Annotated in this window: 28 protein-coding genes; 20 read left to right on the forward strand and 8 right to left on the reverse strand. The window is 60.6% G+C overall.

Annotated elements, in window-relative coordinates; genetic code table 11:
• Nucleotides 1–87 precede the first annotated feature (87 nt).
• From def (Q0899_RS16940) to Q0899_RS16960, 5 genes are all read left to right on the forward strand, one after another.
• Nucleotides 88–606 carry a peptide deformylase gene (gene def / locus Q0899_RS16940; RefSeq protein ID WP_298298011.1) on the forward strand — a complete coding sequence of 173 codons (519 nt, stop codon included), beginning with the start codon at nucleotides 88–90 and terminating at the stop codon, nucleotides 604–606.
• The gene (gene def, locus Q0899_RS16945; protein WP_299194327.1) at nucleotides 603–1,061 is read left to right on the forward strand and encodes a peptide deformylase; all 459 of its coding nucleotides are present in this window, start codon (nucleotides 603–605) and stop codon (nucleotides 1,059–1,061) included. Before def (Q0899_RS16940) ends, def (Q0899_RS16945) begins: the two co-directional genes overlap by 4 nt.
• Nucleotides 1,058–1,549, forward strand: a complete 492-nt coding sequence (gene def, locus Q0899_RS16950; protein ID WP_299194329.1) for a peptide deformylase — start codon at nucleotides 1,058–1,060, stop codon at nucleotides 1,547–1,549. The genes def (Q0899_RS16945) and def (Q0899_RS16950) overlap by 4 nt, the downstream gene beginning before the upstream one ends.
• Nucleotides 1,546–2,442 carry a methionyl-tRNA formyltransferase gene (gene fmt, locus Q0899_RS16955; RefSeq protein WP_299194331.1) on the forward strand — a complete coding sequence of 299 codons (897 nt, stop codon included), beginning with the start codon at nucleotides 1,546–1,548 and terminating at the stop codon, nucleotides 2,440–2,442. Before def (Q0899_RS16950) ends, fmt begins: the two co-directional genes overlap by 4 nt.
• A gap of 98 nt (nucleotides 2,443–2,540) precedes the next feature.
• Nucleotides 2,541–2,780, forward strand: a complete 240-nt coding sequence (locus Q0899_RS16960) for a hypothetical protein (RefSeq protein WP_298298022.1) — start codon at nucleotides 2,541–2,543, stop codon at nucleotides 2,778–2,780.
• Here Q0899_RS16960 and Q0899_RS16965 read toward each other — a convergent pair.
• From Q0899_RS16965 to Q0899_RS16995, 7 genes are all read right to left on the reverse strand, one after another.
• Nucleotides 2,768–3,172, reverse strand: a complete 405-nt coding sequence (locus Q0899_RS16965) for an NUDIX domain-containing protein (RefSeq protein WP_298360230.1) — start codon at nucleotides 3,170–3,172, stop codon at nucleotides 2,768–2,770. The genes Q0899_RS16960 and Q0899_RS16965 overlap by 13 nt on opposite strands.
• Nucleotides 3,169–3,618 (reverse strand): ribonuclease HI, encoded by a 450-nt coding sequence (rnhA, locus tag Q0899_RS16970; RefSeq protein WP_298298027.1) that lies wholly within the window; start codon nucleotides 3,616–3,618, stop codon nucleotides 3,169–3,171. The genes Q0899_RS16965 and rnhA overlap by 4 nt, the downstream gene beginning before the upstream one ends.
• The gene (locus Q0899_RS16975) at nucleotides 3,611–4,201 is read right to left on the reverse strand and encodes a class I SAM-dependent methyltransferase (RefSeq protein ID WP_299194334.1); all 591 of its coding nucleotides are present in this window, start codon (nucleotides 4,199–4,201) and stop codon (nucleotides 3,611–3,613) included. The genes rnhA and Q0899_RS16975 overlap by 8 nt, the downstream gene beginning before the upstream one ends.
• Complete coding sequence (locus tag Q0899_RS16980; RefSeq protein ID WP_298298035.1) at nucleotides 4,198–4,641, reverse strand: DUF3429 domain-containing protein; 444 nt, start codon at nucleotides 4,639–4,641, stop codon at nucleotides 4,198–4,200. The genes Q0899_RS16975 and Q0899_RS16980 overlap by 4 nt, the downstream gene beginning before the upstream one ends.
• A complete protein-coding gene (locus Q0899_RS16985; RefSeq protein ID WP_299194336.1) occupies nucleotides 4,638–5,252 on the reverse strand; it encodes a LysE family translocator in 615 nt (204 codons plus the stop codon). Before Q0899_RS16985 ends, Q0899_RS16980 begins: the two co-directional genes overlap by 4 nt.
• Complete coding sequence (ispH, locus tag Q0899_RS16990; RefSeq protein ID WP_298360224.1) at nucleotides 5,249–6,199, reverse strand: 4-hydroxy-3-methylbut-2-enyl diphosphate reductase; 951 nt, start codon at nucleotides 6,197–6,199, stop codon at nucleotides 5,249–5,251. The genes Q0899_RS16985 and ispH overlap by 4 nt, the downstream gene beginning before the upstream one ends.
• Before the next feature lie 245 nt (nucleotides 6,200–6,444).
• Nucleotides 6,445–7,023: an NYN domain-containing protein gene (locus tag Q0899_RS16995; RefSeq protein WP_298298045.1), complete on the reverse strand. Its 579-nt coding sequence runs from the start codon at nucleotides 7,021–7,023 to the stop codon at nucleotides 6,445–6,447.
• A 91-nt stretch (nucleotides 7,024–7,114) separates the two neighbouring features.
• Between Q0899_RS16995 and folK the strand changes: the two genes are divergently transcribed.
• The 15 genes from folK (at nucleotide 7,115) to recO (ending at nucleotide 18,284) form a co-directional block, all read left to right on the forward strand.
• Nucleotides 7,115–7,714: a 2-amino-4-hydroxy-6-hydroxymethyldihydropteridine diphosphokinase gene (folK, locus tag Q0899_RS17000; protein ID WP_298360222.1), complete on the forward strand. Its 600-nt coding sequence runs from the start codon at nucleotides 7,115–7,117 to the stop codon at nucleotides 7,712–7,714.
• An 82-nt stretch (nucleotides 7,715–7,796) separates the two neighbouring features.
• Complete coding sequence (gene rpoZ, locus Q0899_RS17005) at nucleotides 7,797–8,150, forward strand: DNA-directed RNA polymerase subunit omega (RefSeq protein ID WP_298298051.1); 354 nt, start codon at nucleotides 7,797–7,799, stop codon at nucleotides 8,148–8,150.
• A 25-nt stretch (nucleotides 8,151–8,175) separates the two neighbouring features.
• Nucleotides 8,176–10,305, forward strand: a complete 2,130-nt coding sequence (locus Q0899_RS17010) for a bifunctional (p)ppGpp synthetase/guanosine-3',5'-bis(diphosphate) 3'-pyrophosphohydrolase (RefSeq protein ID WP_298298054.1) — start codon at nucleotides 8,176–8,178, stop codon at nucleotides 10,303–10,305.
• 73 nt (nucleotides 10,306–10,378) lie between these two features.
• Nucleotides 10,379–11,026, forward strand: coding sequence for a DUF2062 domain-containing protein (locus tag Q0899_RS17015; protein ID WP_298298057.1), 648 nt, complete (start codon nucleotides 10,379–10,381; stop codon nucleotides 11,024–11,026).
• A gap of 88 nt (nucleotides 11,027–11,114) precedes the next feature.
• Nucleotides 11,115–11,858 carry a pyridoxine 5'-phosphate synthase gene (locus Q0899_RS17020; RefSeq protein ID WP_299194340.1) on the forward strand — a complete coding sequence of 248 codons (744 nt, stop codon included), beginning with the start codon at nucleotides 11,115–11,117 and terminating at the stop codon, nucleotides 11,856–11,858.
• Nucleotides 11,855–12,169 carry a Dabb family protein gene (locus tag Q0899_RS17025; RefSeq protein WP_298360218.1) on the forward strand — a complete coding sequence of 105 codons (315 nt, stop codon included), beginning with the start codon at nucleotides 11,855–11,857 and terminating at the stop codon, nucleotides 12,167–12,169. The genes Q0899_RS17020 and Q0899_RS17025 overlap by 4 nt, the downstream gene beginning before the upstream one ends.
• A 123-nt stretch (nucleotides 12,170–12,292) precedes the next feature.
• Nucleotides 12,293–12,709: a hypothetical protein gene (locus tag Q0899_RS17030; protein ID WP_299194343.1), complete on the forward strand. Its 417-nt coding sequence runs from the start codon at nucleotides 12,293–12,295 to the stop codon at nucleotides 12,707–12,709.
• A gap of 108 nt (nucleotides 12,710–12,817) precedes the next feature.
• Nucleotides 12,818–13,441 (forward strand): LysE family transporter, encoded by a 624-nt coding sequence (locus Q0899_RS17035; protein WP_298298070.1) that lies wholly within the window; start codon nucleotides 12,818–12,820, stop codon nucleotides 13,439–13,441.
• 72 nt (nucleotides 13,442–13,513) lie between these two features.
• Entirely contained in the window at nucleotides 13,514–13,918 is a 405-nt protein-coding gene (acpS, locus tag Q0899_RS17040) for a holo-ACP synthase (protein WP_298298074.1), read from the forward strand.
• Nucleotides 13,919–13,989: 71 nt separating this feature from the next.
• Nucleotides 13,990–14,784, forward strand: a complete 795-nt coding sequence (lepB, locus tag Q0899_RS17045) for a signal peptidase I (protein WP_299194346.1) — start codon at nucleotides 13,990–13,992, stop codon at nucleotides 14,782–14,784.
• 2 nt (nucleotides 14,785–14,786) lie between these two features.
• Nucleotides 14,787–15,527 carry a signal peptidase I gene (gene lepB / locus Q0899_RS17050; RefSeq protein ID WP_298298081.1) on the forward strand — a complete coding sequence of 247 codons (741 nt, stop codon included), beginning with the start codon at nucleotides 14,787–14,789 and terminating at the stop codon, nucleotides 15,525–15,527.
• Complete coding sequence (gene rnc, locus Q0899_RS17055) at nucleotides 15,524–16,207, forward strand: ribonuclease III (RefSeq protein ID WP_299195404.1); 684 nt, start codon at nucleotides 15,524–15,526, stop codon at nucleotides 16,205–16,207. The genes lepB (Q0899_RS17050) and rnc overlap by 4 nt, the downstream gene beginning before the upstream one ends.
• Entirely contained in the window at nucleotides 16,200–17,117 is a 918-nt protein-coding gene (gene era, locus Q0899_RS17060) for a GTPase Era (RefSeq protein ID WP_298298084.1), read from the forward strand. Before rnc ends, era begins: the two co-directional genes overlap by 8 nt.
• On the forward strand, nucleotides 17,114–17,446 hold the full coding sequence (locus Q0899_RS17065) for a DUF1491 family protein (protein ID WP_298298087.1): 333 nt from the start codon (nucleotides 17,114–17,116) through the stop codon (nucleotides 17,444–17,446). Before era ends, Q0899_RS17065 begins: the two co-directional genes overlap by 4 nt.
• A gap of 112 nt (nucleotides 17,447–17,558) precedes the next feature.
• The gene (gene recO, locus Q0899_RS17070) at nucleotides 17,559–18,284 is read left to right on the forward strand and encodes a DNA repair protein RecO (RefSeq protein ID WP_298298090.1); all 726 of its coding nucleotides are present in this window, start codon (nucleotides 17,559–17,561) and stop codon (nucleotides 18,282–18,284) included.
• A 2-nt stretch (nucleotides 18,285–18,286) separates the two neighbouring features.
• Here recO and Q0899_RS17075 read toward each other — a convergent pair whose 3' ends face one another.
• Nucleotides 18,287–18,673 carry an META domain-containing protein gene (locus Q0899_RS17075; RefSeq protein ID WP_299194349.1) on the reverse strand — a complete coding sequence of 129 codons (387 nt, stop codon included), beginning with the start codon at nucleotides 18,671–18,673 and terminating at the stop codon, nucleotides 18,287–18,289.
• Nucleotides 18,674–18,693 lie beyond the last annotated feature (20 nt).

An 18,693-nucleotide genomic window follows, 5' to 3' on the forward strand; every position in this document is an offset into this window, starting at 1 on the left:
GTCTCCTTGGTTGCGGGTAACCTAACCCGCGCAGCACTGGCCGCAAGAGAGATTGCGAAACGGGCTGCGCTCGCCTAAATGGGGCATATGACATTGCCTATTCTGCTGCACCCCGACCCGCGCCTGAAAAAGGTCGCCGCCCCGATTGCCGACAGCTCTGACGCGCTGCGCAAGCTCGGCGACGACATGCTGGCCGCGATGTATGAGGCACCGGGCATCGGCTTGGCGGCCCCGCAGGTGGGCATCCTCAAGCGGATGATTGTACTGGATTGCATCAAGGAAGAAGGCGAAAAGCCGCGCCCGATCGTGATGCTGAACCCAGAGGTGATCGAAAGCTCTGCGGAGCTGAACACCTATGAGGAAGGCTGTTTGTCGATCCCTGAGCAGTTTGCCGATGTGACACGGCCTGCCGATGTCACCGTGGCGTGGATGGACCTGGACGGCAAGGCGCAGCAGGAGACGTTTGACGGGTTGTGGGCCACCTGCGTGCAGCATGAGATCGACCACCTGGAGGGCAAGCTGTTTATCGACTACCTCAAGCCGCTGAAGCGCCAGATGATCACCCGCAAAATGGTCAAGCTGAAGCGCGAATTGGCGCGCAGTTGATCCGGCCCATTGTGATCCACCCCGACGACCGGCTGCGCCAGCTTTGCGCGCCGGTTCTGAGTGTCGATGACGGTTTGCGCGGGCTGATTTCTGACATGTTGGAGACGATGTATGACGCGCCGGGACGCGGGTTGGCGGCGCCGCAAGTGGGCGTGCTGAGCCGCGTCTTCGTGATGGACGCGACGTGGAAAACGGGGGAGCCGAGCCCGCTGGCCTTTGTGAACCCCGAGATCCTGTGGGCCTCGCCCGAGATGCAGTCGAATGAGGAAGGGTGTTTGTCGATCCCTGATATGCCCGTGCAAGTGTCGCGGCCCGCGCGGATCGAGGCGATGTGGCTGGACGAGACCGGCACGCAACGGCGCGGCGCCTTTGAGGGGTTCGAGGCGGCCTGCATCTGCCACGAGACCGACCATCTGAACGGGGTATTGATCCTGGACCACGAGGCGGCGGCATGAGGGAGTACGTCATGTGGCCCGACAAACGGTTGAAGACCGCAGCGGCAGAGGTCGCCGCGATCACCGACGAGGTGCGTGCCATCTGGGACGAGATGATCTTTGCCATGGACACCATGCCGGGCGTTGGTTTGGCGGCGGTGCAGCTGGGCGTGATGCAGCGGCTGGCGGTGGTGGACGCGTCAGATGTGCGCGGGCAGGCGGTGCGTATGGCCAACCCCGAGATTTTGCACAGCTCGGCGCAGCTACGCACCCATGAAGAGGGTAGCCCCAACCTGCCGGGCGTCTGGGCCAAGATCGAACGCCCGCGCGCCGTGACCGTCCGGTTCCTGAACGCCAGCGGCGACGTTGAAGAGCGCGATTTTGTCGGGGTATGGGCAACCTCGGTGCAGCATCAGGTGGACCATTTGAACGGCAAGATGTTTTTTGACCACCTGAGCAAGGTGAAGCGCGACATGCTGCTGAAGAAGGCGACGAAGGTGCGGGTATGAGACTTGTGTTCATGGGCACGCCGGAGTTTTCGGTTGCGGCTTTGGATGCCTTGGTTGACGCGGGGCATGAGATTTGCGCCGTCTATTCGCAGCCGCCGCGCCCGGCGGGGCGGGGCAAGAAATTGCGCGCCTCCCCGGTGCAGGCGCGGGCGGAGGCTTTGGGGCTGGATGTGCGCCACCCGGTGTCTTTGAAATCGCCCGACGTACAGGCGGAGTTTGCGGCTTTGGAGGCGGATATTGCCGTGGTCGTGGCTTACGGATTGCTGCTGCCTCAGGCGGTGCTGGATGCGCCGGCGCGGGGGTGTTTGAATATTCACGCCTCGCTGCTGCCCCGCTGGCGGGGGGCCGCGCCGATACATCGCGCGATCATGGCCCGCGACGCCGAGACCGGCGTTTGCATCATGCAGATGGAGGCGGGGCTGGACACCGGGCCGGTCCTGACGCGGCGGGTGTTGGAGATTGGCACGCGGGAAACAACCGGGGAGCTGCATGACCGGCTGGCGGCTTTGGGCGCTGCGCAGATCGTGGAGACGTTGGCGCAGCTGGACGGGTTGACGCCCGAGCCGCAGGCCGAGGACGGCGTGACCTATGCCGCCAAGATCGACAAGGCGGAAGCGCGGGTGGATTGGTCCAGGCCGGCGGTTGAGGTTGACGCGCTGATCCGTGGTTTGTCCCCATTTCCGGGGGCCTGGACGAGGGTGAATGGCGAGCGGTTCAAGCTGCTGGGCAGCTATGTCGTGGACGAGGACGGGCTTCACGGCGCTGTACTGGGAGGGTTTCGCATCGCCTGCGGGTCCGGCGCCGTCCAAGTGACGCGGGCGCAGCGCGAAGGCAAGAAGCCGATGGATATGGGCGAATTCTTGAAAGGGTTTGGGTTTCCCAAGCGGATTTGACCTTGGCCGATGTCGGAGTTGCATATTTTTGCCAAGATGAAACGGGATGTGTCTCTGTGCGGGGGCGCGTTAACCTTAATGAAAGGTTGGGATAAGCCATGGCATTCTTTGCATTTTTCGGCGCGATGATGATTGCGGGCGTTGTGGGGTACGTGTCCGAGAAGTCGGGGTTCACCCATAACGGGTATGTGCCCTCGATCATCATTGCCGTGGGCGGGGCAGTTCTGTTTTTCATGGTGCGCGTGATGTTCGGGATCAGCTTCGGCCCACCTGGCGTGGACGCGATTGTCAGCGCGGTTGGGGCACTGATTTTGGTGCCGACACATTACCGCAAGTGATCAGAGACCCAGTTTAAGGCGTTTTGAAAAGGCAGTGCGAAGCCCGTGGGGTCTGCGTTCAGTGGGTGCCAAAAGAATTTGAACAGATGGCCGCCATCGTCCTGGCAATAATGCTGCCAACTTTCACGAACGGGCGGTGCCACCCGGCAAATGGCAAAATGCCATGTCTGGCCTTCTGAGATGTCTTCGCTTTCGCCAATTGAGATGGCGGATTTTGTTTCCAGCCCGCTTTCCTCAAACAGCTCCCGCGCGGCGGCTTTGGCAGGGTTTTCGCGGGCCTCAATCGTGCCCTTAACGATTTGCAGCCCGGCTTGCGGGTGGGTGAAGGCAGCGATGCGTAAAGGCGCGCCGTCGGGGTGCAGGGCGATGGGGCAGGCTTTGTGGATCGTCAAGGTTTGAAAGGTGCCATGCCGGCACGTGCCAGTTCATCGGCGCGTTCGTTTTCGGGGTGGCCCGCATGTCCTTTGACCCATTCCCATGTCACGTTATGGCGGTCCCGGGCGGCGTCGAGCCGTTTCCACAGATCGATATTCTTGATCTCCCCGCCTTTCTTCTTCCAGCCTTTCGACTTCCAGCCGTAGATCCATTTGGTGATGCCATCTTTGACGTAAGCGCTGTCGGTGACCACCGTTAGGGTCGATGGCTTGGCCAGCGTTTCCAGCGCGTTGATGGCAGCCAGCAGCTCCATCCGGTTGTTGGTGGTTTGCGCCTCGCCGCCATTAAGTTCGCGTTCCTTGACGACCGCGTCGCCGTCACGTGCGATCAGGATCGCGCCCCAACCGCCTGGACCCGGGTTGCCGGAGCACGCGCCATCTGTGTAGGCGAACAGCTCAGGCATCGGACAGCACGACGATGAAATCGGCCATCTCGCCAGACAACCCCTTGTCGCGGCCAAAGCGCGGCGCGCGCGGGGCGAAACCTGCATCTTTCAAGAGACCCAGCAGTTCGTCCGCCTCGTAATAGCTGTACATCCGACCGATGCTGTCGCGCATCTCGTCGCTGCCAAGCTTGGTGCCAATGTGGAACACTCCGCCGGGCTTCAACGCGGCTTTGATCGCAGCCAGATGGCGCGGCATATCCGCCTTGGTGGCGTGCAGCAGGGAGAAGTTGGCCCAGACCCCGTCATAGAGGTCGGTGCCGGTGATGTCGTCAAACGTGGCCAGCCGCGCGTCGATGCCGTATTTTTCGCGCGCCACGCGCACCATGCCGGAGGAGGCGTCGACCGCGTCGACGCTCAGCCCGGCGTCGCGCATCATTGCTGCCGAATTGCCCGGCCCACAGCCCAGATCCATGACATGCCCGCCAGGGGCAACGGCGTCCAGAAAGGCCTGCAAATCCTGATCCGGCGTGTCGCGCGACACCAATTCATTGTAGCTGTCGGCGCGGGTGTTGTAGATGGACACGGTTTCAGCGTCGCTCATCCCAGATATCCTATGAAAAGGCAGCCCATGGCGACTGCGGTCAAAAGGGCGCGCATCGGGATCCACCAGTCAGGTGTCAGCCGCCAGACGCGAAATTGCAGGTCGCAGGCGAAGACGAACAGAAAGCCCACCAGCAGCGCCGATGTTGCCTGCTTTTCGCCGCCACCCACCATGAAAAAGGCCCAAAGCGCGGGCAGGGTGGACATCAGATAGGGCAGGAACCGGTTCGAAGTGGTGGCGTAGCCCCACAAGACGCCGGACATGAAGCACAAAATGACCGTGCCATAGGCGATCAGCATGTAAGGCGCGTTGAACCGCGCGCCCAGTGCGGCGACGGTCGTGTCCGAAACGGTTGGCACAATCACACCCAGCGCGGCCCAGAGGAACGGCAAAAGGCCAGCAAGGCCCAGAAATAGCGCGGGACGAGGGATTTGGCTCATGCGCGTTCAAAGGCCAGCTTGGCCCCAAGGCTTGCGAATATCGCTGCGAAGGAACGGTTGAGCCAGATCATGATCCGCTCCGAGCCCAGAATGGCGTTGCGCGCGCGCGCCGCGAACAGCCCATAGAGGACAAATACGGCGAAGGTGAGCGCCATGAAGACCGCGCCGAGCGTCGCCATTTCCAACGTGGCCGTTGCGGGATTGCCCGACAGGAAGGGCGGCAGCAGCGCCAGAAAGAAGATCGACAGCTTCGGGTTCAGGATGTTGATCAGTGCGCCACGCCGGGCGATGACCCAGCCGGGCTGGGTGGTCGTTTTCGACGACACCGACAGCGCGCCATCCGCTTTCAGCGCCTGCCAGGCGAGATACAGCAAATAGGCCACGCCCGCGAATTTGACGATTTGGAACAGAAGCGCGGACGTGTGCAGCAACGCGGCCAACCCCAGGGTTGCGGCAACCAGGTGGGGCACAATCCCGAAGGTGCAGCCAAAAGCGGCCCAAAGAGCGGCGCGCGGCCCCTGGCCCAGACCCAAAGCAAGCGTGTAAATGACGCCAGTGCCCGGGGCGATGACCACCACCAGGGCGGTGAGCAGAAATTGAAGGGTGATCACGCGGGCTCCCTCAGGACGCGTGGGACCTTGAATTCGACGTTTTCGACGGCGGTTTCGACCATTTCGATGGTGGTCTCGAAGCGGTCCTTGAAGGCGTCAATCACCTCGTTGATCAAAACTTCCGGCGCGGAGGCCCCGGCGGTGATGCCGATGCTGTCGATCCCCTCCAAGGCGCGCCAGTCAATCTCGGTCGCGCGCTGCACCAGCTGGGCGTAGCTACAGCCAGCCTTCGCACCGACCTCGACCAGCCGTTTGGAGTTGGATGAGTTGGGCGCGCCGATCACCAGCATGGCCGACGTCTTGGCGGCCATGGCTTTGACCGCCTCCTGGCGGTTGGTGGTGGCGTAGCAGATGTCTTCTTTGTGGGGGCCGACGATGTCTGGGAAGCGGGCCTGCAAGGCGGCTACGATATCGGCGGTGTCATCGACCGACAGGGTGGTTTGCGTGATGAAGGCCAGCTTTTCGGGGTCGCGCGGGGTGATATGGGCGACGTCTTCAGGGGTTTCGACCAGAAGCACCTCGCCGTCGGGCAGCTGCCCCATGGTGCCAACGGTTTCGGGGTGACCCTCGTGGCCGATCATCACCATCTGCAGCCCGTTGTCATGGTGACGGGAGGCCTCGATATGGACTTTCGACACCAGCGGGCAGGTGGCGTCCACAAAGATCATCTCGCGCTTTGCCGCCGCCGCCGGCACCGCTTTGGGCACGCCATGGGCGGAGAAGATCACGGGGCGGTCGTCGGGGCATTCGTGCAGTTCCTCGACAAACACCGCGCCTTTGTCGCGCAGCCCGTCGACGACGAATTTGTTATGTACGATTTCGTGGCGCACATAGACCGGCGCGCCCCATTTCTCCAGCGCCATTTCGACGATCTTGATGGCGCGGTCGACACCGGCGCAAAATCCGCGCGGGGCGGCCAGATAAAGGGTCAATGCGGGCTTGGTCATAAAGGGCGCTCCTGTCTCGCATAGAGATAGGGCGTGAGGGCGCGAAGGTCTAGCCGTCTGTCCGGCGTTGCACGAAAGAGACGCAGGGCAAATGTTCCGCATTTCCTGCGTTCAGAAATATCCCCTAGGGGATGCCCGCGTGGCGGGGAGGGGACCTCCCCAAGAACGCAAATCCTCGCGCGTGGGACGCGCACCTTTTTCCGGGCCCGGATCGCCATGGCAACGCCGGGACCCGGAAAAAAGCGTTAGTCGACGGTTTCTTCCTGAGCGCGGGCTGGGGGCATGGTCATGTCCTCCCGAGGCGGCCGGCCAATCACGTCGCGCAGCTCGTCGAGCTCGATGAAGTTGTCGGCCTGGCGACGCAGCTCGTCCGAGATCATCGGCGGGTTCGACCTTATGGTCGACACAACCGAGACGCGCACGCCCTTGCGTTGGATCGCTTCGAGCATTGGCCGGAAATCCCCATCCCCGGAAAACAGCACGATATGATCCACATGCGGCGCCAACTCCATGGCATCGACGCACAGTTCGATATCCATGTTGCCCTTCACCTTCCGTCTCCCCTCGCGGTCGGTGTATTCTTTGGCGGGCTTGGTCACCATTGTGAAACCGTTGTAATTCAGCCAGTCCACCAAAGGGCGGATAGGAGAATAGTCATCGTTCTCTAGCAAAGCCGTATAATAAAACGCGCGCAGCAATTTGCCGCGTCGCATGAATTCGTGCCTCAGGAGCTTGTAGTCAATATCAAACCCCAAAGACTTGGCGGCAGCGTATAAATTGCTCCCGTCAATGAACAGCGCAAGCCGCTCGTCTTTGTAAAACATCAATTGTCCTTCCGATGTGCGCCCCAACTGTTATTGACCGGGAGTGAAGCGGTCGTAGCGAGGCCGTAGGCGAAAATAGGGAAAATTCTAAATGCCGCAACCCACGACGCATCACATTGGGGCCAGAACCGCCTATATTGCCCTAGGTGGTAACGTAACGTCACCCCATGGAACACCAACTAATACCCTTCGTGAGGCGATAAAGCGCCTTCCCGCTGATTCGTTAACTATAGTCGCAAAAAGTCGGTATTTCGCCACCCCAGCCTTCCCAACGGGCAGCGGACCGGATTTCGTGAACGCGGTGATTGCGGTCGAAACAATCATGCCCCCGGATGCGCTATTGGCCCATTTGCACGAAATTGAGCGCCAATTGGGCCGCGACCGGCGGCAACGCTGGTCCGCACGCACCCTTGATCTTGACCTCATCGCATATGGCGACGTCATCCACCCCGACACTGATACCTTCGCAAAATGGCGCGATTTGAGCCTGGAGGAGCAGCAACAATTGGCTCCGGACGGTTTGATTCTACCTCACCCGCGGATCCAGGACCGGTCTTTCGTGCTCGGCCCGCTCTGTGATGTTGCGCCCGACTGGGTTCACCCAGTGCTGGGCCAAAGCGCCGCGCAGCTGTTTGACGCGCGCCCTGCTGAGGAGCGCGCCGAGCTAAAACCGCTGCCAGAGGGCGATTGAGGCCAGTTTTTTACTTGTAAACCCGCGAAAACGGGCATATCTCAGCCCTCTGATATTCCCTGCACCTTGTCTGGAGAGCCCAATGGCCCGCGTCACCGTCGAAGATTGCGTAGATAAAGTCCCCAACCGGTTTGATCTGGTGATGCTCGCGTCGCACCGCGCCCGCGAAATTGCATCCGGCTCCTCGCTGACCGTGGACCGCGACAACGACAAGAACCCTGTCGTGTCCTTGCGCGAAATCGCCGATGAAACCCAAAGCGCAGAAGAGCTGCGTGAACGGATGATTGAAAGCAACCAGACGCAGATCGAGGTGGACGAGCCGGAAGAAGACGCCATGGCGCTTCTGATGGGCGTCGAGCAGGACAAGCCTGCCGACGACGACATGTCGGAAGAAAAACTGCTGCGCGCGTTGATGGAAGCTCAAGAGCCGAAGTAAGCGCCTATTGGGACCACTGTAGGACATGTTGGACGCCAGCGACCTGATCGACCTGATCCGCGCCTACAACCCAAACACGAACGAAGACCTCATCAAGGCCGCCTATGACTACGGCGGCCTTATGCATGAAGGGCAGTTCCGCCAGTCGGGCGAACCCTACTTTACCCACCCTATCGAAGTGGCCGCGCTGCTGACCGAACAGCGGCTGGATGACGCCACCATTGTCACCGCACTTTTGCATGACACCGTCGAGGACACGCGCTCCACCTACACCGATGTTGTGGCCAAGTTCGGCGAGGAGATTGCGGAGCTGGTGGACGGGGTCACCAAGCTGACCAACCTGCAGCTGTCCTCCACCGAGACCAAGCAGGCCGAAAACTTCCGCAAGCTGTTCATGGCCATGTCCAAGGATTTGCGGGTGATCCTGGTCAAACTGGCCGACCGGCTTCACAATATGCGCACCATCCGGCACATGAAGCCCGAAAAGCAGGTCAAGAAGTCGCGCGAAACCATGGATATCTACGCGCCGCTGGCGGGCCGCATGGGGATGCATTGGATGCGCGAAGAGCTGGAGGACCTGGCCTTTCGGGTGCTCAACCCCGAGGCCCGCGCGTCGATCATCCGCCGCTTCATCACGCTGCAGAAAGAAACCGGCAATGTGGTGCCCAAGATCACCGAGGACATCCGCACCGAGCTATCCGCCGCTGGGATCGAGGCCGAGGTTTCGGGCCGCGCCAAAAAGCCATTCTCCATCTGGCGTAAGATGGAAGAGAAGAAGCAGGGTTTCTCCCGCCTGTCGGACATTTACGGGTTTCGCGTCATTTGCCGCACCGAGGACGATTGTTACCGCGTGTTGGGGGTGATCCACCGCCGGTGGTCGTCGGTACCGGGACGGTTCAAGGACTATATCAGCCAGCCCAAATCGAACGGGTACCGCTCCATCCACACCACCGTGTCGGGCCGCGACGGCAAACGGGTTGAGGTGCAAATCCGCACCAAGCAGATGCACGAGGTGGCGGAATCCGGGGTGGCGGCGCATTGGTCCTACCGCGACGGCGAACGCGCGATGAACCCGTTTGCCGTGGACCCCACCAAATGGGTCAACCAGCTGACCGAACGCTTCGGCACCGTGGAGGACGAGGACCACGACGAATTCCTCGAACATGTTAAGCTGGAAATGTATTCCGACCAGGTGTTCTGCTTCACACCCAAGGGCGATGTGATCAAGCTGCCACGCGGGGCCACACCCCTGGATTACGCCTACGCCATCCACACCCGCATCGGGCACAGCTGCGTGGGCGCCAAGGTGGACGGGTTGCGGGTGCCGCTTTGGACGCGGCTCAGAAACGGGCAGTCGGTCGACATCATCACCGCCGAGGGGCAGAAGCCGCAGCCCACATGGATCGACATCGCCGTGACGGGCCGCGCCAAGGCCGCGATCCGCAAATCCTTGCGCGAAGAACATCGCGACCGCTTCATCAAGCTGGGCCGCGAGCTGACCCGCTCCGCGTTTGAACATGTCGGCAAGAAGGCCACGGACAAGGCCCTGTCGACCGCCGCGAAGGAGCTGAGCCTCGAAGACGCGCAGCAGCTGCTGGAATATGTGGGCTCTACCGAGATTTCCGCGCGCGAGGTAGTGCAGGCCATCTATCCCGATCTGGCCGCCAAAAAGACCACTGTGCAGGTGGACCCGAAACGATCGGTCGCGGGTCTGCCGCGCGGCGCGAACGTCAAACGCGCCCGCTGCTGCCAACCGCTGCCGGGCGAACGCATCGTCGGCATCAAACACAAGGGCGAGGGGGTCTATGTGCACGCGATTGCCTGCCAGACGCTGGCCTCGCTGGAGGACGAGCCGGACCGCTGGGTCGACCTTCATTGGCATGACGGGCTGCACCCGGCCGAGAACCCGGTGACGCTGAACGCCACCATCGGAAATGAATTTGGCGTGTTGGGTCGCATTTGCACATTGATTGGCGAGCAGAAGGCAAATATCTCGGACCTGCATTTCATTGATCGTAAACCGGACTACTTTAGAATCCTGATCGATGTGAATGTGGGTGACGCCGAGCATCTGCACGGGGTCATGACCGCCATTGACGCCGACAGCGATGTGGCAAGCCTTGAACGGCATCGCGATTTGAACCGCGCGCCGTAAAATTTTCGCCGCATTTGGTTGGCATTGGGAAGACGTCCCGCAGGTCGCGGGGCGTGAACGAGTAGAGGACCCGTTGGTTTTTAAGCGCCGCACACCGAAGAGCTGGGCCCTGTGGGCCCTGCACCTCATCTGGCCGCAAGGCGGATGGGCGCGCTCGGCGCAATATGTCAAACACCGTGTCCGCCGCCTGCCTGACAGCCCCAAGCGCATCTCTCGCGGGGTGATGTTCGGGGTTTTCACCACCTTCACCCCGTTTTACGGCTTCCACTTCTTCATCGCCGCCGGGCTGGCCAAGGTCGGCCGCGGCAACATCCTGGCCGCGCTGATGTCGACCTTCTTCGGCAACCCGCTGACCTACCTGCCCATCGGGGTGATCTCGCTCAAAACCGGGCATTTCCTGCTGGGCACGGAGTTCGAGGAGAATATGAATATCGGGCAACGTTTCGCGGGCGCGTGGCGGGACCTGAAGGACAATTTCTGGGCGATGTTCACCGATGACCGGGCTGACTGGCACCGGCTGGAGGGGTTCTATGACGAGGTGTTTTTCCCCTACATGATCGGCGGCATCCTTCCGGGCATCATCGCGGGCATCACCTGCTACTACCTGTCATTGCCTCTGATCACCGTTTACCAGAACCGTCGCAAAGGCCGCCTGAAAGAAAAGTGGCAGGAACGCAAAGAGAAGAAAGCGGCCAAACTGGCAGAGAAGTCGCGCTCGTAAGCGGCGTGTATCCTCACAATCCTTTCCTTGCCTCTGCGCCGCCGCGCTGCATTTATAGCCGCACGACAATACCAGTGAGGCTTGGCCCATGACCAACACCCTGCGCCTTGGCGTCAATATCGACCACGTCGCCACCGTCCGAAACGCGCGCGGCGGCAATGTCCCCGACCCGGTGCGCGCCGCGAAACTGGCGGAGGAGGCCGGCGCCGACGGCATCACCGCCCATCTGCGCGAAGATCGCCGCCACATTGCGGATGCCGATATTGATGCGTTGATGGACGCGCTGAGCGTGCCGCTGAACTTCGAGATGGCCGCCACCACCGAGATGCAAAAGATCGCGTTGCGCCACAAGCCGCATGCGGTCTGCATCGTTCCTGAGAAGCGGGAGGAACGCACCACCGAGGGCGGGCTTGAAGTGGCGCGGGAGGAAAACCACCTTGCCCATTACATCGCGCCCCTGCGCGATGCCGGGTGCCGCGTGTCGATCTTCATTGCCGCCGACCAGAAACAGATCGAGGCCGCGCACCGCATTGGCGCACAGGTGATCGAATTGCATACAGGCGCTTATTGCGACGCCCATTCCGAGGGTCATTTTGAAGCGCGGGACGCCGAGCTAGAAAAGCTCCGGGATATGTCTGTGTTTGCGCATTCGCTGGGGTTGGAGGTCCATGCGGGCCATGGCCTGACATATGACACCGTCAAGCCGGTCGCCGCATTCCCGGAGGTGATGGAGCTCAACATCGGTCACTTCCTCATTGGCGAGGCGATATTCCGGGGCCTCACCCCCGCCATTGCCGAGATGCGCCGCCTGATGGACGAGGCCCGCAATTGATCCTGCACAGCGTCTACCTGCGCCTACCTCAAGGCACCGACCGCACAGAATTAGAGACGGTGATGACCGGCCTCAAACAGCTTTGCAAAGACATGGTCGGCTGCGCGGGCTTCCAACACGGTCCCAACCGCGATTTTGAGGGCAAGTCGCACGGCTACCCTTACGGCTTCATCGCCCAATTCCGTGACCGAGACGCACTGGCCACCTATGCCGAGAACCCCGAACACAAGGCGCTCGGCGGGAGGCTGGTGTCGCTCTGCGACGGTGGGGCTGATGGGATTGTCGTGTACGACATCGAGGTGGTTGGGTAGGCTCGCTCTGCGAACGTCCGCTGCGCGGACTTTGCTGCCTTTCAATTTGATTCTGGACAAGCGAGGCGCCGTTTGCTTTGCACAGTCCGATCGCAGTCTACGGAAATTCCAACTATCAATCTAATGAAGCAAAGTTATTCCTATTTTCAAAGGCGGCGGAAGTCCCTGCTCTTCGGAGCAAGCCTTTATGTGATTTTGTTGGTGCTTGCACATTCAACCTTGCCATCCATTCATGTCTGGCTGATGGCAGCGGTCTTCTCAGTCGCGATGAACTTTACATATGTCACAGAGGCCTATTGGGGTAAGGCGCATTTCGGCATCGAGTTCGGAATTGCCGCTACCCTTATTGTCGCGTCGATCTTGGGCGTTCTTGTTTCACCCGTATTTGTCATTGCCGCAATCTTTGCCCATGGCTTGTGGGATATTTCAAAGCACTTTGGTGCAGGCGTGCCGTTTTTGTCTTGGTATACGCTTAGCTGCTTTTGTGTAGATGTTATGTACGGTGGTGTTTTGGCTCTTTATTGGTGGGCAAACTATTGACACTTTGGGCCCAAAGCAGACCGTCACTTTAAACCTTTGGGTTGCTCGGCTTGTGCGGCCTGACTGCCCGTGACACTCTTCCCCAAACCACCCCAATCGGAGCGCGCCATGACCGGATACGAACTCGTCCTTCTCTGGTTCGCGTGGATTCTCGGTGGTGGCAGCCCAGGGCCGGCCACATTGGGCATTGCCAGCACCTCGATGAACACAGGCCGCCGGATGGGGCTGATGTTCTCGCTCGGCATCCTGTTTGGCAGCGCGTTTTGGGGCGTTGCAGCAGCCCTTGGCATGAGCGCCGTGATGATGACCAACGTGTGGGTTTTCGAGGTGATCCGTTACGCCGGCGCGGGGTACCTGTTGTACCTCGCCGTCAAATCCCTGCGCTCCGCCCTTTCCGCCAAGAACGCGCTTATGGGGAAGGCGCAAAGCGGCACCGCGTGGAAGGTTTTCACCAAAGGCGCGTTGATCCACCTGACCAACCCCAAGGCAATCCTTGGATGGGGCGCGATCTACGCGATCGCCCTGCCGTCGACGGCCGCCGTCGGTGACTTGTTCTGGATGTTCGGCTTTCTGTATTCCGGCTCAATTTTGGTCTTTGTCGGATACGCATTCATGTTTTCCTCGTCGGGGGTGGTGCGCATATACACGCGCCTGCGCCGCTGGTTCGAAGGGGCGTTTGCGCTTTTGTTCGGCGCTGCCAGCCTCAAAATTTTGACCGCGAAGGTTGTTTGAGGCCTGCGGGCCGTGGACAATTGGTGTACACGCAAATTGCACGCTTAACACAGGTAAGGTTCGGTCCCTCAGATGATCCTCGGCATCGGCACAGATTTGGCGAATATTGAACGGATCGAGGGCACGTTGGACCGCTTCGGAGACCGCTTCCGCAACCGCGTGTTCACCGAGACGGAGCAGCGCAAGGCCGAGCGCCGCAAGGACGTCGCCGGCACCTACGCGAAACGCTGGGCGGCCAAGGAGGCGTGCTCCAAAGCGCTGGGCACTGGCCTGCGGATGGGCATTTCGTGGAAAGACATGGCGGTTTCCAACCTCAAGACCGGCCAACCGGTTATGGCCGTCACCGGCTGGGCGGCAGAGCGGCTTTCCTCAATGACCCCAGAGGGTTACGAGGCGGTAATTCACGTCACCCTAACAGATGACCACCCCTGGGCGCAGGCCTTCGTCGTCATAGAAGCGCTGCCCAAGACAAGTTGACCTCCCTCACGCTTGACACCCAAGCCGCTGACCCGCATTTAACCCTTAACCTACAAGGATAAGAGGCCCAAATGGCGCGCAGTGACGACAAAGAAGACGGCATCACCGAAACCGTAAAAACCGTTGTTTACGCGCTGTTGATCGCCGCCGTTTTCCGTAGTTTCTTCTTCCAGCCCTTCTACATCCCCACCGGGTCGATGAAGGACACGCTGCTGGTGGGCGATTTCATGTTCGTCAACAAAATGGCCTACGGATACTCTAAGTACTCGTGCCCGTTCGGAATTTGCCCGATTGGCGACCGTATTCTGGCGCGCGATCCGGCGCGTGGCGACGTGGTTGTGTTCCGTCACCCGACTTCGGGCCAAGACTACATCAAGCGGCTGATTGGTTTGCCGGGCGACACAGTTCAAGTCAAAGACGGGATCATCATCCTGAATGGCAAGGTGCAGGCGCAAACCCCCGACGGAAAATTCATTGAAACCTTTAGCCCGCAAGGCGCCGTGGGAGGTCTGCCTTCCTGCGAGAACGGAACTGCTGTGCCGCTGGGCGGGGATTGCCCCAAACCCAAAGCCATCGAAGAGTTGGACGACCACGGACCCCATAGTGTGCTCAACATTGTGGATGGCGGCCGCGCCGACAACACCAAGGTGTACACCGTCCCAGAGGGCCATTTCTTCTTCATGGGCGACAACCGCGATAATTCGGTCGACTCCCGGTTCCCGCAAGGCGCATCTGGCGGGGTCGGCATGGTGCCGTTTGCAAACCTGCTGGGCCGCGCTGACCGGGTGATCTTCTCCTCCGCTGGAAAGCGTATGTTGTTTTTCTGGACATGGCGCGGTGACCGGTTCTTCAAGGCCATTCAGTAAACATGCGCTCGGCGCGCCGCAGTGAAATCCTGTTGCTCGCGGTGCTTGCACCTTTCGCCTTTGTCGTCATCTGCATTTTCGTGCTGTTTCGCGCCTACTGGATTCCCACCGGGTCCATGAAGCCGGGGCTGATGACCGGGGACTACTTGCTTGTCAGCCGTGCCGCCTACGGCTTTCCGGCGCTCACCTGTAGCGTGTCTGATTGCACTGACACCATTGGCGTCTTGGGGCAGCGCCCCGCTCGGGGCGACGTGGTGACGTTCGTGCATCCCACTGCAGACAAGCATTTCATCAAGCGTATCGTGGGAATGCCGGGGGACACGGTGCAGATGAAGGAAGGTGAGGTTTATCTCAATGACGCTGCCCTGAACCGGGATGCTCGGGGCGTGTTTGAGGAGACCTACCAGCTGTTGGACGGCTACTTACCTTGCAGCAATGCGCCCGTTTCCGAGGGCGAAACTTGTGAGAAAGATCAGTACCTTGAGGTGCTTCCAAACGGGCGTGCCTATTTGACGTTGAGCGTTTCGGACGGTTTGCGGGCAGATGATACGGCCAAATTTGTGGTGCCTGAAGGCCATGTCTTCGTCATGGGCGACAACCGAGACAATTCCGTAGATTCGCGGTTTCCTGTCGTTTCTGGCGGCATTGGTTTTGTGCCGATAAAAAATATCATCGGCCGGGCGGAGTTGATAGTGTTCTCGCTGAAGGGCCGGGAGGGAAGAGTGTTTCGATGGGTGCAATAAAGCTATCCGCTGAGCTCAGCGCCTTCATGGCGCGGCTCGGGCACGAGTTCGCAAACCCCGAGCTGCTGATCCGGGCGCTCACCCATGGGTCGATCTCATCCGCGACGCGTCCCGACAACCAACGGCTTGAATTCCTAGGTGACCGTGTTTTGGGCCTGGTGATCGCGGAGACGCTTTTGTCGGAAGACAAATCCGCGGCCGAGGGCGTGTTAGCCCCCCGCTTCAACGCGCTTGTGCGCAAGGAAACCTGCGCTGCCGTTGCGCGAGAAATTGATCTGGGCGCGGTTTTGAAGCTTGGTAAGTCCGAGATGGTATCGGGCGGTCGCCGCAAAGAGGCTTTGCTGGGCGACGCCATGGAAGCGGTGATTGCCGCCGTTTATCTCGATGGCGGTATCGAGGCCGCGCGAGGATTGATCCTGCGGTTCTGGTCGACACGTGTCACCAATGTCGAAGACGACGCCCGCGACCCCAAGACCGCCTTGCAGGAGCTGTTGCAATCGCGCGGGCAAACGCCGCCGAAATACGATATCATCAACCGCGACGGCCCCGACCACGCGCCGCAATTTACCATTGAAGCGCGCGCCGAAAGCGGGCAGAGCGCGCAGGCCGTGGCCGGATCAAAACGTCAGGCCGAGCAAGCCGCCGCCAAGGCGTTACTGGAAAGACTGGAACATGACTGAAGCCCCGACCCGCGCCGGATTTGTTGCCCTCATTGGCGAGCCGAATGCCGGGAAATCAACGTTGCTGAACCGCATGGTTGGCGCAAAAGTGTCCATCGTGACCCACAAGGTGCAGACCACCCGCGCGCGTATTCGTGGCGTCGCGATGGAAGGGCAATCGCAGCTGGTTTTCATCGACACCCCCGGCCTGTTCAAACCACGCCGCCGGCTGGATCGCGCCATGGTCGCGGCCGCATGGACCGGGGCGTCTGACGCCGACGTCGTCGTGATGATGGTGGAGGCGCATCGCGGCATCACCGAAGGCGTCACGGCCATTTTGGAAGGGCTGCCGGAACGGGTTGGCAAAGCCAAGGTGGCCCTTGCCCTGAACAAGATTGACCGCGTCAAGCCAGACGTTCTGCTGGGCCTGACGCAACAGTTGAACGAGGCCTACCCATTTGCGGAGACCTTCATGATCTCCGCTGAGAAGGGGCACGGCGTCGAGACATTGCGCCATTGGCTGGCCGCTGAGATGCCGGAAAGCCCGTGGCTATACCCGGAGGACCAGATTGCCGACCTGCCGATGCGCATGATCGCAGCTGAGATCACCCGCGAAAAGCTGACCCTGCGCCTGCATCAGGAACTGCCCTACCAGATGACCGTAGAGACCGAGAATTGGGAGGAACGCAAAGACGGCTCTGCCAAGATCGATCAAGTCGTCTACGTCGTGCGAGACGGGCATAAGGGCATCGTACTGGGCAACAAAGGTGAGACGATCAAGGCGGTCGGCAAGGCCGCCCGCGAGGAACTGGTCGAATTCCTGGGCCGCAAGATACACCTGTTTTTGCAAGTCAAAGTGCGCCCGAACTGGCTGGAAGAGAAAGAGCGTTACTCGGAGATGGGGCTCGATTTCAAAGACGGGAACGTATGACCCGGCTCACGGCTGAATTCTGGGTAAGTGCCTATCTGCGGCGGCTGCAACTGTCTGATATTCCTGCTTTTGTGACGTCCAAAGGGGACGCGACCGCAGGCGCTGTTCTGGTGAAGTTGAATTCGCTGGATGGGCAAGCTTGCTGCTACCAACGGTCCTTTGATTTGATGAGCGGCGAACGCGCCTGGGTGGTGTTGGCGCAGGGCGTTGAAGCCGATGTGGACGCCGCCCTGGCCAAGCAGCGCAGCTTTGACCCGGACCTTTGGGTGATTGAGGTGGAAGACCGAGAAGGGCGGCATCTTCTGGATGAACCGGGGTTGGCAGGATGAGCGCCTTTGGCGCGCATGAGGTTTTGCGCCGCGCTTGCGCGCGCCGCGATAATGAGGGGGCGCTGCCCCCTCAAACTCCCCCGGCATATTTCTGGCAAAAAGAAGCTCAGTGATGGAGTGGCGGGGGCAAGGGATATTGCTCTCGGTGCGGCGGCACGGTGAACATGCGGCCATTGTTGAGGTGTTTACCCGAGATCATGGGGTGCATGCCGGCGTGGTGCGGGGCGGGACGTCTCGCAAGCTGGCCCCTGTCTTGCAGCCCGGCGCGCAGCTGGATGTCAGTTGGCGGGCGCGGCTACAAGACCATTTGGGGGCATTTACCGTTGAGCCGGTCAAGTCCCGGGCGGCGCAGGTGATGGGGGACAGGCAGGCCTTGGCGGGGCTGAATGCCGTCTGCGGCCTTCTGTGTTTTGCCTTGGGCGAACGCGACCCGCATCCGGAGCTGTACGACCAGAGTTTGGACCTGTTTGATCGGCTCGGCAGCGATCCCGCCTGGCCACTGGCCTACATGTTTTGGGAATTGGCGCTGCTGGAAGAGCTGGGCTTCGGGCTGGACCTGGAGAGCTGCGCGGTCACCGGGGAAACCCAGGAGCTAACATTTGTCTCGCCCAAATCGGGGCGGGCGGTGTCGGCAAAGGGGGCTGGCGCATGGGCCGATAGATTGTTGCCATTGCCGCCGGCATTGCGGGGGCTTTTTGGTCAGAACGCCATGGATGAGGTGCCGGCAGGGATGCGCGTGACGGGCCACTTTCTGGAGGCGTGGATGGCTCCGTCCCTCGGCAACAAGCCCGTGCCTGCGGCGCGGCAGAGGTTGGTAGATGTGCTGACCTCCGGCTAGGTCTATTCGACCTCGAATTCCATTTTTTCGCCCTCGGCGGTGCTGAGGATCAGGTGTATGCCGGAGACCTCGGACAGGGTCATGTCTGACAAGGTTTTGAAATAGAGGCTTTCGGCGTCCAGATCGGGGCAGGCCCTTTTCGTGGATAGGATTGGCCCAGCTTTGAACCATGGGTAAGGGACTTCCTGGATGGCGGAATAGCTGTTGCAGGGGCCTTGGCCCGCAATCTTCCCTTCCTCGGGGAAGGTGATCGTCGCACGGGCGGGGAAGGGCTCGCCATTGATCGACCTCAGCGTAAATACCTTTTCGGCTGCCCCGTGGCCGGTCAGCGTTTCATCGCCCTGGCAAAAGCCAAGAAAGAGGGGAAGGAGCAGGGCCGCACGTATCATCCGCCCTTCCTAGCAAGGAT

It is taken from the genome of uncultured Litoreibacter sp., from assembly GCF_947501785.1.
Lineage (GTDB): Bacteria > Pseudomonadota > Alphaproteobacteria > Rhodobacterales > Rhodobacteraceae > Litoreibacter.